Annotated in this window: 11 protein-coding genes and 1 pseudogene; 10 read left to right on the plus strand and 2 right to left on the minus strand. The window is 49.8% G+C overall.

From position 1 onward, the window contains the following. The first annotated feature begins 11 nt into the window (after positions 1–11). The 9 genes from AC0YOB_RS01540 to AC0YOB_RS01580 all read left to right on the plus strand — a co-directional run bounded on the left by AC0YOB_RS01540 (position 12) and on the right by AC0YOB_RS01580 (position 13,700). A complete protein-coding gene (locus AC0YOB_RS01540; RefSeq protein ID WP_475791247.1) occupies positions 12–845 on the plus strand; it encodes a carbohydrate ABC transporter permease in 834 nt (277 codons plus the stop codon). Between the two features lie 56 nt (positions 846–901). Further along, positions 902–2,254, plus strand: coding sequence for an ABC transporter substrate-binding protein (locus AC0YOB_RS01545; RefSeq protein ID WP_475791248.1), 1,353 nt, complete (start codon positions 902–904; stop codon positions 2,252–2,254). 15 nt (positions 2,255–2,269) lie between these two features. After that, a complete protein-coding gene (locus AC0YOB_RS01550) occupies positions 2,270–3,028 on the plus strand; it encodes a glycerophosphodiester phosphodiesterase family protein (protein ID WP_475791249.1) in 759 nt (252 codons plus the stop codon). A 630-nt stretch (positions 3,029–3,658) separates the two neighbouring features. Then, entirely contained in the window at positions 3,659–6,016 is a 2,358-nt protein-coding gene (locus tag AC0YOB_RS01555) for a helix-turn-helix domain-containing protein (protein WP_475791250.1), read from the plus strand. A 228-nt stretch (positions 6,017–6,244) separates the two neighbouring features. Beyond that, a complete protein-coding gene (locus tag AC0YOB_RS01560) occupies positions 6,245–7,213 on the plus strand; it encodes an ABC transporter permease (RefSeq protein ID WP_475791251.1) in 969 nt (322 codons plus the stop codon). Between the two features lie 14 nt (positions 7,214–7,227). Further along, positions 7,228–8,106 carry a carbohydrate ABC transporter permease gene (locus AC0YOB_RS01565; protein ID WP_475791252.1) on the plus strand — a complete coding sequence of 293 codons (879 nt, stop codon included), beginning with the start codon at positions 7,228–7,230 and terminating at the stop codon, positions 8,104–8,106. A 149-nt stretch (positions 8,107–8,255) separates the two neighbouring features. Next, positions 8,256–9,815 (plus strand): ABC transporter substrate-binding protein, encoded by a 1,560-nt coding sequence (locus AC0YOB_RS01570; RefSeq protein WP_475791253.1) that lies wholly within the window; start codon positions 8,256–8,258, stop codon positions 9,813–9,815. A 353-nt stretch (positions 9,816–10,168) separates the two neighbouring features. After that, positions 10,169–11,233 carry a Gfo/Idh/MocA family protein gene (locus AC0YOB_RS01575; protein ID WP_475791254.1) on the plus strand — a complete coding sequence of 355 codons (1,065 nt, stop codon included), beginning with the start codon at positions 10,169–10,171 and terminating at the stop codon, positions 11,231–11,233. Between the two features lie 364 nt (positions 11,234–11,597). Continuing rightward, positions 11,598–13,700 carry an Ig-like domain-containing protein gene (locus AC0YOB_RS01580; protein WP_475791255.1) on the plus strand — a complete coding sequence of 701 codons (2,103 nt, stop codon included), beginning with the start codon at positions 11,598–11,600 and terminating at the stop codon, positions 13,698–13,700. Between the two features lie 43 nt (positions 13,701–13,743). Here the strand turns inward: AC0YOB_RS01580 and AC0YOB_RS01585 are convergent. Then, positions 13,744–13,833, minus strand: a pseudogene (locus AC0YOB_RS01585) (ParA family protein); the annotation flags it as partial. Positions 13,834–13,956: 123 nt separating this feature from the next. Beyond that, complete coding sequence (locus AC0YOB_RS01590) at positions 13,957–14,982, minus strand: aldo/keto reductase (protein WP_475791256.1); 1,026 nt, start codon at positions 14,980–14,982, stop codon at positions 13,957–13,959. A 235-nt stretch (positions 14,983–15,217) separates the two neighbouring features. Between AC0YOB_RS01590 and AC0YOB_RS01595 the strand changes: the two genes are divergently transcribed. Then, on the plus strand, positions 15,218–16,129 hold the full coding sequence (locus AC0YOB_RS01595) for an AraC family transcriptional regulator (protein WP_475791257.1): 912 nt from the start codon (positions 15,218–15,220) through the stop codon (positions 16,127–16,129). The last annotated feature ends 204 nt before the right edge of the window (positions 16,130–16,333 follow it).

Raw genomic sequence — 16,333 nt, forward strand, 5'->3', positions numbered from 1 at the left:
GGGATTCCCACTTGAAGACATTTGATTTCAAAGCCGTGAGATACTCACTGGGATTTATATTGAAAGCCGTTCTTCTGATGATTTTTGTTTTTCCGTTTCTGTGGATGGTTTCCACCTCTCTGCAGACATACAAAGAGACGCTGACCTTTCCGCCCACGTTGATTCCGGCCTGGCCGCAGTGGGTGAATTTCGCCGAAGCGATGCAGGCGGGCCCGTTTCTGATGTACGCCAGAAACTCGGTCATTGTCACGGTCTCTGTCATCCTGCTCCAGCTGATTATTATGGTTCCGGCAGCTTATGCCTTTGCCAAATATAAATTTGCCGGAAACAAGCTGTTCTTCGGTATGGTCCTGCTGGCCTTTATGATTCCCGGTCAGGTCACCTTCATTCCGGTTTATATGATGATGGGCGACTGGGGGCTGATCAAGACGCTGCTGCCGCAAATCATTCCGTTCATGTCCAATGCCTTCGGCATCTTCCTGCTGCGCCAGTATTTCATGCAGGTTCCGGAGGAAATTATCGAAGCGGCCAGGCTGGATAATGCCAGCGAATTCAAATTGATTTGGAAAATCATGATTCCGATGTCCAAATCAGCGTTGGCTACGATTGCGCTGTTCAGCTTTGTCAGCCATTGGAACGAATATTTCTGGCCCTTGATCATGACGGATACGACGGCAATACGGCCGCTGACGATCGGTATTGCGATGCTCCGTGAAACCGAAGGGATCAGCCACTGGCATATTATTATGGCGGGCAATGTGGTATTGGTTGTACCGATTCTGATTATGTATATCGTTTGTTCCAGACAGATTGTGAGAGCTTTCGTTTATTCAGGGATTAAATAGCGCATTTGATCCCTTTTAAATAAAAAAGATAAAACAATAATGGAGGGAAATCCAGCATGAAGAACAAATTTATTCTTATTTTGATGGTAACGATGCTTATCAGCATTCTGGCAGGCTGCGGCAGCTCGGCGAACAACACAAACAACGGGGCAGCCGCCAATACGACGAATGATTCATCCACAACCAACGCAGCAGATCCGGCACCGGCAGCAGAGACTCCGGCATCGGGCGAGAAAGCAACTGTTCAATTCTGGCACTCCCTGACCGGCAAAAACGCCGAATATATGGATGCGCTCATCAAACGTTTTAACGATTCCCATGAGGACATTGAAGTTGTCGGAACATTCCAGGGCAGCTATGATGACGAGGTGACCAAGCTTCAGCAGGCGATTGCGTCAGGTACCGCACCTGATGTGAGCATGCTCGAGCGCGCTTATGTTCAAATGTTCGCGGATTCGGATGTTCTGGAAGACCTGAACCCATACATGGAAACCTCGGGTGTGAGCAAGGACGACTTTACGGAAGGACTCATGGGCCATTCCATCTTCAACGACAAGCTGGTTTCACTGCCGCTTAACCGTTCCACGCCAATCCTGCATGTGAATAAAACGCTGCTGGACGAGAAGGGACTTGCCATACCAACGACCTGGGATGAGCTGAAGAAGGTTGCGAATGCACTGGTTGTCAAAGATAAAGACCAGGTAACGCGTTATGGCTTTACGATGCCTTATGATACCTGGTATCCGATTGCGATGATTTCACAAGCCGAAGGTACCTTCTTCAATGACGACAATACCTCGATCGGGTTTGGCGATAATGGAGTAGGCGTCAAAGTATTCAGTTACCTGAAGGATCTTCAAAGCTCTGGCGCCCTGTATTATCCGCCGGCCCAGGATTCGGGCAATATCGTGACGCAAATGTTTGTAGACGGCAAGGTCGCGATGATGTTCGGATCGACCGGAAGCATCGGCTCGCTCGCGGATGCGGTGGACTTTGATTATGTGACGGCATTCCTGCCGCAGGATAAAGTATTCGCCAACCCTACCGGAGGCGCCAATGTCGCTATGCTGTCGGGTTCCAAAAACAAGGAAGCGGCATGGGAGTTCATCAATTGGATGGAGACGGATCCGCAAGGCGCCCTGCCGTTCATTATGTCATCCGGTTATCTGCCTTTCACCAAGAAAATGGTAGAATCGAAGGAAATCCAGGATCTGTGGGCAAAGGAGCCGAACCGCAAGGTGGCTTACGATCAGCTGCAATATGCGACAGATACGAATAAGGATGTAGCTTGGCCGGAGGTTATGCATGAATTCTTCTCGGCGATCGAGGCGATTATGTATGACAGCAAGGATATTCCGTCTACGCTTGATACATTCAAGAAAGAAGCAGAGCGTATTCTCGCTGAGTAGGAGGGAATGAACCGTATGATCGAACGTATTGCGAATCAACCCGGCATTATTGTAGCGGCCCATAGAGGCTTTAAATCGGATTATCCCGAAAATACGCTGCTCGCATTCCGCAAGTCCCTGGAGCTGGGCGTGGATATGCTGGAGTTTGATCTGCGGCTGTCCAGCGACAAGGCAGTCATGGTGCTGCATGATGCGACCGTTGACCGCACGACGAATGGTTCGGGAAAAGTCGGCGGGTTCAGCCTGGCCGAGCTCAAGCAGCTGGATGCGGGCAGCTGGTTCGATCCCGAATTTGCCGGGCTTGACATCCCGACTCTCGCAGAGCTGTGCGAGCTGCTGCGTTCTTATCCGGATGTGCTGCTGAATGTGGAGATCAAATCCAACCATGATGCGATGGAAGCCGTTGATCTGACCGTTGCCATTCTGAAGGAGTACGGTTATCTGGAGCGCTGCGTGTTTGCGTGTTTTGATGCTGCGGTTATCGCGTACCTGCACGACGTTTACAAGCTGAGGACGCAGGGCTTCCCGGGGACGAAAATGTCCAATTTTGTCCCGGGCGATGAGGGAACTTATTCGAAGCTGTGGGCCATCGGCATTGAAATGGGACAGCTCACGCCCGAAATCGTGGAAGAATACAAGCTTAAAGGACTGCTGGTCTGGTGTTACTGCCCGGACAATGAAGCCCAGGTCCGCCATGGACTGGCATGCGGGGCCACTTTAATGACCTGTAACGATCCTGTGCCTGCCATGGAGATATTAAAGCAGCAAGCTTGAGCAAGCTGCCAGGATTACAAGGAAGCCTCCGCCCGATAAGGGAACGGAGGCTATTTTTTTTATAGCAGCAAGAAAGAAAAGCAGCGGGCAGACCAGGACAGCTATTAGTCCGCTGCAGCGAGGAAAAACCTTATTACACGTGCGGTAAATGTGGATCACGGTGCTATAAGCAGAAAAAACCTTGCTGGAGTATGGATCCGGAGCTCATCAGTAACAGGAAACGACTCCAGCGAGGAAAAACCTTATTACACATGCGATAGCCATGAATCACGGCGCTGTAAGCAGGACAAACCTTGCTGCAGTATAGACTCTGCGCTGCATCAGCATTAAAAACGGCTGCAGCCAGGAAAATGACCGGGATGTCGGGGATTATGAGCGGATCTGACAAGTAAAAAGGCGGTCCGGTTCCCGATCTTATTACGCCTGCCGTATACCTTGCTTCTGAATACGACAGAAGCCATTCTGAACCGGGACTTCGCCCGCTTGCTTTTTCAATGCCGTCCTAGAAAATCAATTGATATCAATCCGGGATTTCTTTATAATAGCTACATTAACAAGCCATATATTATCCAATGTAAGCGTTTTAATTCCGAGAACTGAGAACCTGGATAGCTGGGAGAGGACCGATTAATGAATATTTTTCATTTGTACAAGTCCAAGAAATATCTTGGGCGGATCATTGTGAGCTTCTCCATTCTGGTTCTGCTGCTGCTTGCCCTGTTCTCAAGCGCGCTGTATTACAACTCCGAGAAGATCGTGCTGGACATGCAGCGGGAAGCCAACAAGAAGGTGCTCTCCCAGATCAAATTCAATGTCACATATTTGAATGACGTGATCCAGAAGCTGGTGACCTCGCTTTATTACGATAATGATGTGATTCCGCTGATGACCGCAACGGATAACTCCGATGTCTTCGAGATGCTCCGAAAACGGTTGAGAATTGATAAATTTGCCGACTACACGCCTTTTATTCACTCCATTATTATTTACAACGCCAATACGGACCAGTTCGTATGGGGCGGCGACCCTGTGCTGCAGGACCGCGATGCGCCGATTTATGCAGCGTTAAGGACGATGTTCAAAGCCGGCAAGCCCATCCCCAAGCTGAAAATGCTCCCCATGAGTCTTGACGGCCAAGAGGGGGGAAAGGCCGATTTCTTCTCTATCTTCAATTATGATTCCATTGTCTATCAGCCGGGTCAAAGCGCTTTTATTCTGAATATCAAGCCGCAGTGGCTGTTCGATAATATCAAACTGATCAACCAGCTTGCCTGGGAGGAAAATGAAAATGTATTTATTATGAGCGATGATGGCAGCGTCATAACGCCCGACACCGACACGCCCGAATTAACCGGTGATTTCAGGCAAGCGATTATGGACCGGATTGATGCAGCGACAAGGGCAGACGATGGCAGCGGAGCCTTCAATTATTCGATTTCGGATAAGAAGAAAATCGTCAACTACTTGAATACCGGCATCAACGGCTGGACTCTCGTCAGTATCCAGCCCTATGAGACTTTGGTAAAGAAAGCGGAATCGCTTAAAAATACATCCATTGTCCTGACCTTGATTTTCGTCCTGCTGTCGCTGTTGACCATTCTTGGTGTATCCCATCGGCTGTACCGGCCGCTCGGCAAGCTGGTCAGCTTTATCCGGGGAGACGCAGGGGGAGAAGCCGAGACGGAACCGCCCGGCGGAGACGAGCTGACTTATATGTCCAGTGTGTACGAACAAACGATCCAGCGTCTGAAGGCCGCCCGCAGTGAGCAGCATACCACGCGCAGCATTGTGCGCTCCTATTATATCCGGAAGATTGTGACCGACAGCCAGGCTTTATCGAGGGAGCAGCTTCTGGGATGGATTCAACAGCATAAGCTTGCGATGAACCCTGCGGGTCCCTGCATGCTAAGCGTCATGAAATTGGATGGATCGACTGATTCGGCCAACTCCGGGGATGAGAAGGAACGGAGCCTGCTGCATTTTGCCATTGCGAATATTGCTCAGGAGATGTTGTCCCGGACCTATCTTTGCGAGGCTATCGAGATGAAAAGCGAGCATCTTGTCGCGGTTATCAGCACAAGAGACGAAGCGGAGCTGACTGAGACGGGGGTGCGCGGGGTGATGAGTCAAATCCAGGACGCGATCGCCAGGATGTACCGGGTGAAATTCTCTGCAGCTCTCGGGGAAGTGATTGCCGACTATGCTCCCTTGCATGATCAATATCTCGGCTGCCTGCAGCTGCTCCGCTACAAGCTGGTTTATGGAGGCCAGTCCATCCTTGTTCCTTCCATGATCAAGGAGAATGCGGCACAGACGGAGGCGAGCCTTCCCCCGGAGCTTGAGAAGAAGCTGATGGAGAGCATGAAGTCGCTGCAGCCGGAAGCGTTCCGAAAGACGCTGGACAGGATTTTCGAATATATCTCCACATTGAACTATGATTATATGGTTTATATGGCCCTGCATGTCTTCATTCTGATGAAGAATGGGATCAAGGAGATGAATGATAACCGGATTGTCCCTGTGACTATCCAGATGTCCGATATTGACCGCAAAATCATGGACAGTGATTCGCTTGAGAGCATGAAAAATATTCTTCTGGATGTTTACCGGGAAATCAATGAGAACAAGAAGAATCCGGAGCAGGAGCGGAATGAGATATTGGTAGAAACGGTGAAGGATATCATTGAGCAAAATTATTCCGACATCAGTCTCAGCCTGCAGAAAATCGGGGACGTGATGAAGCTCTCGCCCGATTATATCGGCAAGCTGTTCAAGAAGCAGCTCGGTATCGCGGTCTCCGAGTATATCAATGAGGTCAGGCTCCGGCAGGCCGTCCTCTATCTGGAAGAGGACAACTACACCATCAACGAGCTGATCGATAAGATCGGCTTCGGCACGCGCAGCAATTTCTTTCGTCTGTTCAAGAACAAGTACGGCACCACGCCGAAGGATTACCGGATCAAGAACAGCCTGAGCGTGGACAAGTAACGAACCGCCAGGTGCAGCATTTTAGCTGAAGACAGCTCCTCGCAAGTCGGAGAAGCTGTCTTCTTTTTGTCTAAAGGGGCTGATCAGGGCCGTTTTGGACTTTTTGCGGCATTTTGGATTGGAATTTGGGAATAATATCGGGATTTTGGACTTCTTATGACGACCGCAATCAGCGAAGATACAGGTAGAGCAAAGCGCAGCACAAGTTAAAGAGGAGTGAGCAAAAGAATGGCGGACAAAGAAACAGCTTTGGTTCAGACAGCTGCGGCGGGAAAGCTTGCCAAGAGAGAGAAGAAGGGATCAGGGTTCAAACAGAACATAGAATTGTTCGGTTTGTCGCTGCCGGGCATCGTCTATTTATTCATCTTTTCTTACCTGCCGATGTTCGGCGTCATCGTCGCGTTTAAAAATTACCGGTATGACAAGGGGATTTTGGGGAGCGAGTGGGTAGAGCTCAAAAATTTTGAATTTCTGTTCGCTTCGGAGAATGCATGGAGAATCACGAGAAACACGGTGTTGTACTCCTTATCTTATATTATTATCGGGACGATAGCCGCATTGATCCTGGCCATTCTGCTCAGCCAGGTAAACAAACGGTGGATTAAGGTCCATCAGACGGTATTGTTCCTCCCTTATTTTGTATCCTGGGTTGTCGTCGGCTACATTACGCTGGCTTTTCTGGACCATGCATCGGGATTCCTCAATCAAACCCTGTTATCCCTGGGGATGACGGCGCACAAATGGTACTTCGAATCCGGCCCCTGGCCGTATATTCTCATTCTGGTGCATGAGTGGAAGGCGATCGGCTTTGGAACCCTCATTTATTTTGCCGGGATAATGGGGATCAGCGGGGAGTATTATGAAGCGGCCCGGATAGACGGCGCCACCAGGCTGCAGATGGCCATGAAAATCACCCTGCCGCTGCTGACTCCGCTTATATCCATCATGCTGATCCTGTCCATTGGCGGCATATTCCGGGGCGACTTTGGCCTGCATTATTTTGTGCCGAACAATTCGCCGTTTACGTTCGCTTCGACGGATATTATCGACACCTATGTGTTCCGCGCCTTGAGGGAGCTGGGGGATATCGGAATGTCATCGGCTACCGGGCTTTACCAATCGGTCGTAGGATTCTTCCTGGTGATTACAGCCAACTATATCGTGAAAAAAATAAATGACGACAACGCGTTGTTTTAGGAAGGGGAAGAGACATGCAGCAGGCCAATAAATCCGCACCCTTCATCAATCTGTTTTTTATCATTTTAAGCCTATTGATGATTATCCCGTTCATTCTGGTTATCTCAGTCTCCTTGTCGAGCGAAGCATTTCTGACCAAATCCGGTTACCACTTCATTCCGGATTCCTTCACCTTATCGGCTTACCGGTATATTTTCAAAGTGCCGGATATCATCATCGGAGCCTACGGCATTACGGTGCTGGTCACCTTGATTGGCACGGCTGCGGGGCTGCTGATCACATCGATGATTGCTTATTCGATTTCCCGGCCGGATTACAAATACAAGAACGCCACGAGCTTTTATGTGTTTTTTACGATGCTGTTCAGCGGGGGACTTGTACCGTTCTATATTCTGATGACGCAGTATCTGCATACGAAGGATACGCTGTGGGCGATGGTGCTGCCGGGGCTGCTGAATGCCTGGAATGTAATGGTGCTGAAAGGGTTCCTGTCCAAAATCCCGATGGAAATCATTGAGTCGGCGAAGATGGACGGGGCGCGGGAATGGCGTATTTTCTTCACCATCATCATGCCGCTGTCCACTCCGGCGCTGACGACCATGGGCCTCCTGATTGCGTTCAACTACTGGAATGAATGGTTTCAGGCGCTGTTGTTCATTGATAATCCCGATCTGGTTCCTCTGCAGCTGCTGCTGGTGCGGATGCTCAACAGTATGGAGGTCATTACGCAAAATCTGGACAAATTCGGCATCGGCTTGGATATGAACCAGTTTCCTACAATGTCTGCGCGGATGGCAATGGTGGTAATGGCTGCCGGTCCGATGATGCTGGTCTTTCCATTCTTTCAGCGTTATTTTGTCCAGGGGCTTACGGTAGGCTCACTGAAAGGCTAGCTGCCTGCCTTACTGAATACGCAGTGTCAGGATAATACATGAAGAGATCGCGCCAGAGGGAGGAGAATAAGGAAGACAGGGCATGATCTCCATATTATTATATTTATAGATGATTTAACGATTATGAGCGATTAATGGGAGGTTAACACATGAGACAGAACAACACGTATAAGCTGGGGCTGCTGGTATTGGCCTTGATGATGATCCTGGCAGGCTGCAGCAGCACGAAGAACGGCAATAACCGGAATGAACCCGCTGCCGCAAATAATCCAGCCAATGGACAAGACGCCGCTGAACCTGCAGGGAGCAACGCACCAGACGCACCCGAGGAGCTTCCTCAAGTAGAGCTGAGCTGGTATTACGGAACAAGCCAGCAGCAGCCGGATCAGCAGGCAGTCGAGGATGCGGTTAACCAGTATTTGAAGAATAATACGGATTTGAATGCAACAGTGAAGCTGAAGCCGGTTGACTTCGGCAGCTATGATCAGAAGCTTAATGTTTCGATTTCATCCGGCGAGCCGATCGATATCGTCTGGACAACGGCCTCCTGGCTGCTGAAGTACAACGAGAATGTCAAGAAAGGCGCTTTTCTGGCCCTTGACGACCTGCTCCCCAAATACGCGCCAAAAACATTCAACGATATGATGCCTGCCCGGTTCTGGGAAGATGTGAAAGCGGATACGGACGGCAAAATTTATGCAGTTCCGAGCTATCAGGTCGCAGCCACGGCGTTCGGCTTCGTCTTCCAGAAGCGGTTTACAGACAAATACAACTTTGATACAACGCAGGTGAAGTCGCTGGAGGATCTGGAACCATTCCTCGAGACGTTGAAGAAAAATGAGCCGGATGTCATCCCGTTTGCTTTCCAGGCCGGCAATAACGGTCCGCAGGATTCCGCTCTGAAGGATTACAGTGGAGGCATCACCTACAATCCCGATGATCCGTACAAAAATATCGACAAATTGGCCACGCCGCAGTACAAATCCTATTTGGAACTGATGCACAGCTGGTATGAGAAAGGTTATATCTATCAGGATCTGGCTACGGTGAAGGACTGGAACCAGCTGCTCGCCAAAGGCAATGTGGCTGTCATTACGGATGTTACCTTCAAGCCGGGCGGAGATGTGTCCTATCCGTCCAAGAACGGCGGCAATGAAGTGGTGATGCAGCGCATTACCGAGCCGCAGTTCACAGGGGTAACGGCCACGATGAATGCAATCAGCAACACATCGAAAAATCCGGAAAGAGCATTGATGCTTCTGGAGCTGGTCAACAATGACAAGGAATTGTATAAGCTGCTCTCCTACGGCATTAAAGGCAAGCATTACGAAGAGGTCGACGGTGTATACAAACCGCTTGAAAACTCGGGTTATGCTCCCAATATCGACTGGGTATTCGGCAATCAATTTAACGGTCTGGTGCGCGAGAATCAGCCGGCCGATGTGTTCGAGCAGACGAAGAAGCTGAATGAGGAAGCCGCGGTTCCACCGCTCAGTGGATTTCATTTTAACGATTCCGACCTGAAAACAGAATCAGCAGCCGTAAGCGCGGTCAATGCGGAGTATAAGGTTCCGCTTGAGACGGGAACGGTCGATCCGGCAGAAATGCTGCCCAAATATCTCGAAGCGTTGAAGAAAGCCGGTTACGACAAAATCCAGGCTGCCATTAATCAGCAGCTGGCTGATTGGGTTGCCAAGAACGGCAAGTAATAATATCCTCCGGGTTCATTGGACGAACATTCGCCAAGCTGCAACGGGCGAAGGTTCGTCCCCAACAACGAAATCCGGTCGAACTGACCTTGAATGTGGACAGAACCGAAGTGTTCAGATTGACGGATTCCAGCAATCCGATTCTGGATGAAGGCTACTTCCTGCTTTATGAGTCTAGCCCGAGCTCACCGCTCACGCTGGGTGCGGTTACACCTTAAATAATTTGCACAGGAACTGCATATAGATGGATGAGTGAATTCATCTGGCTCAGCTATTGGATCCGGGAGCTGCCTCCTGCTTTGATTCGGAGGCGGCTTCCGGTTAATTTGGAGTCATAGGGAGAGGTAAACAATATGGACAATCAAATCAAAGCAGCCATTATCGGAGCTGGCGGCATCGCGACTGTCGCGCATGCGCCCGCATGGACGGCGAACCGGGAAGCGGTCATAACGGCCGTATGCGATATCAACCGCGAGAAGGCGGAGCGGTTCGCGGCGAAATACGGGATAGCGGAGGTTTATACCGATTACCGGGAGCTGCTGGAGAAGGCGGACATCGACATCGTTGATATTTGCACGCCCAATCTGTATCATTCCGAGATTGCGGTTGCAGCGCTTAATGCCGGCAAGCATGTCTTCTGCGAGAAGCCGGATGCGATCAGCCCGCAAGAAGCTCAGAAAATGGCGGATGCGGCAGCGCGAAGCGGGCGCACACTGATGACCATGCGCAACAACCGTTTCAGCGCAGCGACCCAATTTATGAAGAAGTACATAGAAGAAGGGAATATGGGCGAAATCTATACAGGCCGCTGCGGCTGGCTGCGCCGGCGCGGTATTCCCGGCAAAGGCGGATGGTTCACAACCAAGGAGCTGTCTGGCGGCGGATCGCTGATCGATCTTGGCGTGCATTTTATCGATGTCGCGGTGTGGTTGATGGGCAATCCCAAGCCGACCGCGGTATCGGGAGCCGTTTATACGAAATTTGCCGACAACACCCTCAGCGATTCGGTTCACAGCCAATTTGGCGAGAAGCGGGATGATGGGACATTCGATGTGGAGGATTTGGCAACCGGATTTATCCGCTTCGATAACGGCGCCACCCTGCAGATCGAGTTCAGCTGGGCCTCCAATGTGGAGGAGGAATGCAATTTCTATGAGCTGAGGGGAACAAAATCAGGGGCTGCCTTCAAGAACGGCAAGCTGAAGCTGTTTACGGAAATTGCAGGTACCGTATCCGACGTAAGCCCAAGTCTGACCGGCAAAGGAATGGATGATCACGCCAGCCATCTGTTCCACTTTGTCGATGTCCTGAAAGGCCGCGCGGAGCCTATTATTCTGCCGGAGCATGGCGTGGATATGATCAAGATTCTGTCGGCAATCTATGAGTCGGCGAAGCAGAACAAAGAAATACAATTATAGAGGCTGATTTAGTAATCCGGTGATCATGCCGGCTGCGCATGCGAAGAACGTCTTTTCGAAACTCGCAAGTGTTATAAGCAAGATATCCGCTTGTCACTTGAGTGGAATAGCTGTTGTACCCCCCAGCTATTCCACACATCAGAATTTGATATAAGTAGTCCACAAAAAAGCTGGCCAATCCGGATCGTCGTACCGGGGGCCGGCTTTTTTTTTGGCCGGCTGAAGATGCTAATAATTATTTTATTTTCTCCGCTGATATCATGAAACATTATGTATCATTTTTGCGTAAAAAGGATGATCGAAATTTCACTGCATGCTTCGGGGTGGAAGCGTATAATATTATATTCTTTGGGAGGGTTTGAAAGTGAGAAGATTACGAATGATTGTCCTGGCAGCACTGATTCTTCTGGCATGCCTGCCTCCATTGCAAGCGGGAGCGGCGGAGCTCAATACGGAGCAGAAATTCCAGTTTCTGCGCGATAAGGGGATTTTCACAGGCTTTGCCGACGGGACGTCCCGTCTGGGAGACCCGATGTCCCGCGAACAGTTCGCTGCGGTTTTATTCCGTTTATGGGAGCTTAGAGAGGAACCGGCATCACCGGTCTACAGCGATGTGCTGAAAACCAGATGGTCCTTTGGCGAAATCCAGGCCGTCACCAAATCCGGCTTGATGAAAGGGATGGGGAACGGCAAATTCGCGCCTTTGACCAATGTGACTGTGGAGCAGCTGGCAGCTGTGCTTGTGCGGGCTTATGGGAATTCCAGCGCAGGCTCCACCGCCGTTTACGGTAAGGTATCTGCCTGGGCAAAGGCTGATGTGGGCACCGCTTTGTACAAAAACTGGATTCCCGAGCAATCGGATTATACAGTGGTAGCGCGGCGTTCGATGCTCGTTAACGCGTCTTATGCCGTTTATCTGGAGATGAATCCGGGTCAAAATCCGGAGCGCGAGGTCCTTCAGGTGGAATCGGTGGTTCCGGCGTCCAGCACCACGGTTCAGGTCAAACTGAAGGTTCCGGTCAGCAGCGTGTCGAAAGGGCAGTTCAGCATCGTGAACGCCAGTGGAAATACATTGATGATTCAAGGCGCCGCATTGAACAGCACCGGCAATGTCATCACGCTTACAACGAATAAACATATCGCGGGCACCGTGTACCGGCTGTCGGTTGAAGGAAGGACATGGTCTTTCACAGCACTGAGCGGCGATCTCACCAAACCGAAGATAACTTCATCCAAAATCAATGCCGATGCCTCGATCGACGTGGTTTTCAGCGAGCCGGTTGATGCCGCCTCAGCTACGAGCACCGCGAATTACCAATTCAACAATGGCTTGGTCATCCGAAGCATCAGCCTTTCTTCCGACAAGAAGAAGGTAACAATTCTGACCGTGAAGCAGGCATCGGGAACGCTATACACGCTTTCGGTGAACAATGTCAAAGATCTGGCCGGCAACGTGATGGACGCTGCCAGCGGGCTGCATTTTGGCGCTGTTGTGGACAATTCACCGCCGGTCATCACCAAAATTGCCGCAGGCACGAATAAAGTCGTGCTGACATTTAACGAGAAGCTGGATCCTTTATATGCCGGCAATCCTGTCTTTTATAACTTTGACGGCGGCCTTGGCCTGCCGATACAGGCTGTATACAAGGCAGCGGATTTGACGGTAACCCTGACCACAGGCGGCCAGATTTCGGGCCAGAGCTATAAACTGACCGTGAACGCGATCAGGGATTTATCCGGCAATGTCATTGCCGAGAATACCCAGCGTTCCTTCTACGGCAACGGCCGCAACCCGGCAGCGACGCTGCTCGTGAATAATATTCTGCCAGTCAACGAAAATACGGTCGATGTCTATTTCAGTCAGCCCCTGACAGGCGTTAACCTGTCCGGACTCAAGCTGACTGTACTGACCCGGGACGGAGCGAACATCTCCACTTCCGGCTGGAGATATTATCTGCAGCGCAAACCGGGAGCCGATCATGTCATAACGTTCCAGATTCGCACTTCGGATGACGGCAATCCTTCATTGTTCCGGCCCGGTCATGTTTACACAGCAGCTGTCAGCGGCATTACGGGGCTGAATACTTCCAATAACGCCAACAAGAAATTATTTGCCGGGACCGAAGTGCTCAATCCCCAGCCGTACGCGGCAACCGCGGTCGCAATCAACAACAGGACGGTAACGGTATATTTCAGCGAGCCGGTGAAAAATGTAAGTGCATCCTTTATCCGCATCAGCGACTCTGACGGAAACCCGATTGCGATTGCCTCCGATCAATTGCAGGATAAGTCGAAGGTCGTGACGCAGGTTACCTTGAATCTGGGCAAGACCCTTGAGGGCAGTAAAACGTACCGGATGGGCTTTGTCAGCGGCATCACGGATGCGGCAGGCTGGAACGGCCTCAAGACGAAAGAAGGAACCGGGACCTATCACGTCATATTTGGCGGCACGGATACAGCAGGATAAGAGATGAACTTCTTCCTTCACTTTATTTGGCGGATCCTGCATGTTTCCCGACTGATCCAATGCCAAGGTTGACCGCTGTTGTCGTTTTGCCCACGCCTCCTTTCTGATTTACGAGGGCGATCATCTTAGATATGTTTTAAACCTTTAATGCAAAAAAGCCGGTTACGCTGAATATCAGGCAACCGGCTTTCTTGAAGGAATAGCTATATATAAAAGCTTGGCACGGGCATTACAATCGTGAATTTATTGAATGCTCTTAAGGCTCCAGGCGGTCTTTCTTTTGATGTTCAATCATCCAGCCTGGATATTCCGGCGGCAGTGCGCTCAATTCGTCAAGACAATGAATTTCTTCATCCGTCAACTCCAATTTTGCTGCTGCCAGATTTTCTTCCAACTGATCAAGTCGCTTCGCTCCAATAAGAACAGAGGTTACGACTGGTCTAGTCAGCAACCAAGCGAGGGCGACACTGGCAATACTTGTTCCATGCGCTTTCGCAATCGGCTTTAACGTATCAATAATATTCCAGGCACGTTCCTTGTCCACAATCGGGAAATCAGCTACCGAGCGGCGCGAATCCTCTGCGATCTGATTGTGCCGATCATATCTTCCTGACAGCAGTCCACCGGCAAGTGGACCCCACACCAAGAGTCCCATCTTCTTCGCTTTCATCATAGGTTCCAATTCCCGCTCCAAGTCTCGGCTGGCAAGCGAATAATATCCCTGCATCGTTTCAAAGCGGGCTAGATTTTTACGCTCCGAAACGCCAAGCGCATCGGCAATCTTCCAAGCTTGCCAGTTTGATACTCCAATATATCGCACTTTTCCTTGTGATACCAGATCATCTAGAGCACCTAAGGTTTCTTCAATCGGTGTCAAGAAATCATCGGTATGGATCTGATACAAATCGATGTAATCGGTTTGTAGCCTCTTCAGGCTCGCTTCAACTGCATTCGTAATGTGTCCTCTTGAAGCTCCAATATCGTTACGTCCCATGCCAACTCGTCCAGCTACTTTAGTAGCGATCACAACATTTTTTCGCGCAATACCAAGATTGCGGATAGATTGCCCAAGCATAATTTCACTTTCACCATCAGTATAAATATCGGCCGTATCAAAGAAATTGATTCCAATATCCACACTTTTCTGAATCATCTTGTCAGCTTCTTCTTGACTTATAGAACCGAGAACCTTAAAGTTATCCTTTCCGCCGGTGAACGTCATTGTCCCTAACGCAAGCTGCGAAACCAAAAGCCCTGTATTCCCAAGTTGTTTATACTTCATTAGGTATAACCTCCTTAGATATTTAACATTCTATACCTTGACGATAATGATCACTTAGTAAAGGCCGTACATGCGTTTTGTACCGGTACATTCGCAATTATGTTCTTTTTTCTCTTTGCTTGATAGTTAAATCATACAGAATGTATGCCTAATCATCCAAAGCAAATTGTTTTTTCAGCTGTAAAGTGTTCTAATATTAGCTAAGAATACATTCTCAAGACAAAGGAATAATTGCATGGAAATGAATCAGGCGAACATCCAGGTCATGGAACGGCTTTTGAACCTGAGTTTACAAATACGTACAAATAAGCTTCAGACTGCCATCCCTTTTCTCCGTTTATTGAAGAAAAACAGTGCAACGGTCCTGGCAAAGGGCCCGCTGAAGCCTTCTCTATGCATTATTTTGCAGGGGAAGACGCACTTACAGTTTGGAGAAGACATAATTGAATACAAGCCAGGGAATTATCTCGCCACAAGCGTTAGTATGCCGGTTATGGGGCAGGTACTGGAGGCTACCGCAGATGCGCCATTTTTAGCACTGCAGATTGAATTACAATCAGGTGAGGTGGCCGCTGTCGCAACCGAGGCCGCCCTGAAACTCAAGCCGAAGGATGAACATTACCCGGGCATTTTTGTTGGAAGACCAAGACATGAGGTATTGGAGGGCTTCGAGAAACTGCTCCGGCTTGCGCAAAACCCCACGGCCGCCAGATACCTCGCTCCAGCTGTAAAACGGGAAATCATCTACTGGCTGCTGGATCACGAAGATGGCACACGCTTTTACCACAACATGTTATGGCATCAAGAGGCGTCTGGTATCAGCAGAGTGATTGACTGGATAACCCGTAATTTTGATCACGGCTTTAACATTGAAAAACTGGCTGAACTGGGGAATATGAGTGTGTCCAGCCTACATTACAAATTCAAAGAAGTGACGGGTATGACTCCTTTGCAATACCAGAAACAACTTCGTCTTCAGGAGGCTCGCAGGCTTTTGCTTGGCGGCGCAAATGTAACAGAAACGGCGCTTAGCACGGGCTACCATAGCTCGACTCAGTTTAGCCGTGAGTACAAGAGGCTGTTTGGACTCTCGCCCGTGCAGTATATCCGTTCCCGCAGTGAGGGCGAGCAATTGGCAGAACAGTGAGAGAAACAGCTTGGAGTACAGCTTACCAAACTCGCATCCATGCAGCTTTGCAGAAGCTGAGTGCCGCAGCTCCAACTGCGGTATCTGATGCAATTTTGAAGAGGCCACTGCTCATTGTCTTTAATCGGTGTCCAAATGGCTGTGGCGAGGATTGACCGCTTCCATGACGGTCAGGGAGGAACCGCTTTTATTTTTATAAAAAGC

The sequence above is a fragment of the Paenibacillus sp. JT31N17 genome (genome assembly GCF_056269255.1).

What these genes read in the sequence shown, in the direction of transcription:
- AC0YOB_RS01545 (WP_475791248.1), top strand. Translation starts at nt 902, where the DNA reads ATGAAGAACAAATTTATTCTTATTTTGATGGTAACGATGCTTATCAGC.
- AC0YOB_RS01550 (WP_475791249.1), top strand. Translation starts at nt 2,270, where the DNA reads ATGATCGAACGTATTGCGAATCAACCCGGCATTATTGTAGCGGCCCAT.
- AC0YOB_RS01555 (WP_475791250.1), top strand. Translation starts at nt 3,659, where the DNA reads ATGAATATTTTTCATTTGTACAAGTCCAAGAAATATCTTGGGCGGATC.
- AC0YOB_RS01560 (WP_475791251.1), top strand. Translation starts at nt 6,245, where the DNA reads ATGGCGGACAAAGAAACAGCTTTGGTTCAGACAGCTGCGGCGGGAAAG.
- AC0YOB_RS01565 (WP_475791252.1), top strand. Translation starts at nt 7,228, where the DNA reads ATGCAGCAGGCCAATAAATCCGCACCCTTCATCAATCTGTTTTTTATC.
- AC0YOB_RS01570 (WP_475791253.1), top strand. Translation starts at nt 8,256, where the DNA reads ATGAGACAGAACAACACGTATAAGCTGGGGCTGCTGGTATTGGCCTTG.
- AC0YOB_RS01575 (WP_475791254.1), top strand. Translation starts at nt 10,169, where the DNA reads ATGGACAATCAAATCAAAGCAGCCATTATCGGAGCTGGCGGCATCGCG.
- AC0YOB_RS01590 (WP_475791256.1), bottom strand. Translation starts at nt 14,982, where the DNA reads ATGAAGTATAAACAACTTGGGAATACAGGGCTTTTGGTTTCGCAGCTT.
- AC0YOB_RS01595 (WP_475791257.1), top strand. Translation starts at nt 15,218, where the DNA reads ATGGAAATGAATCAGGCGAACATCCAGGTCATGGAACGGCTTTTGAAC.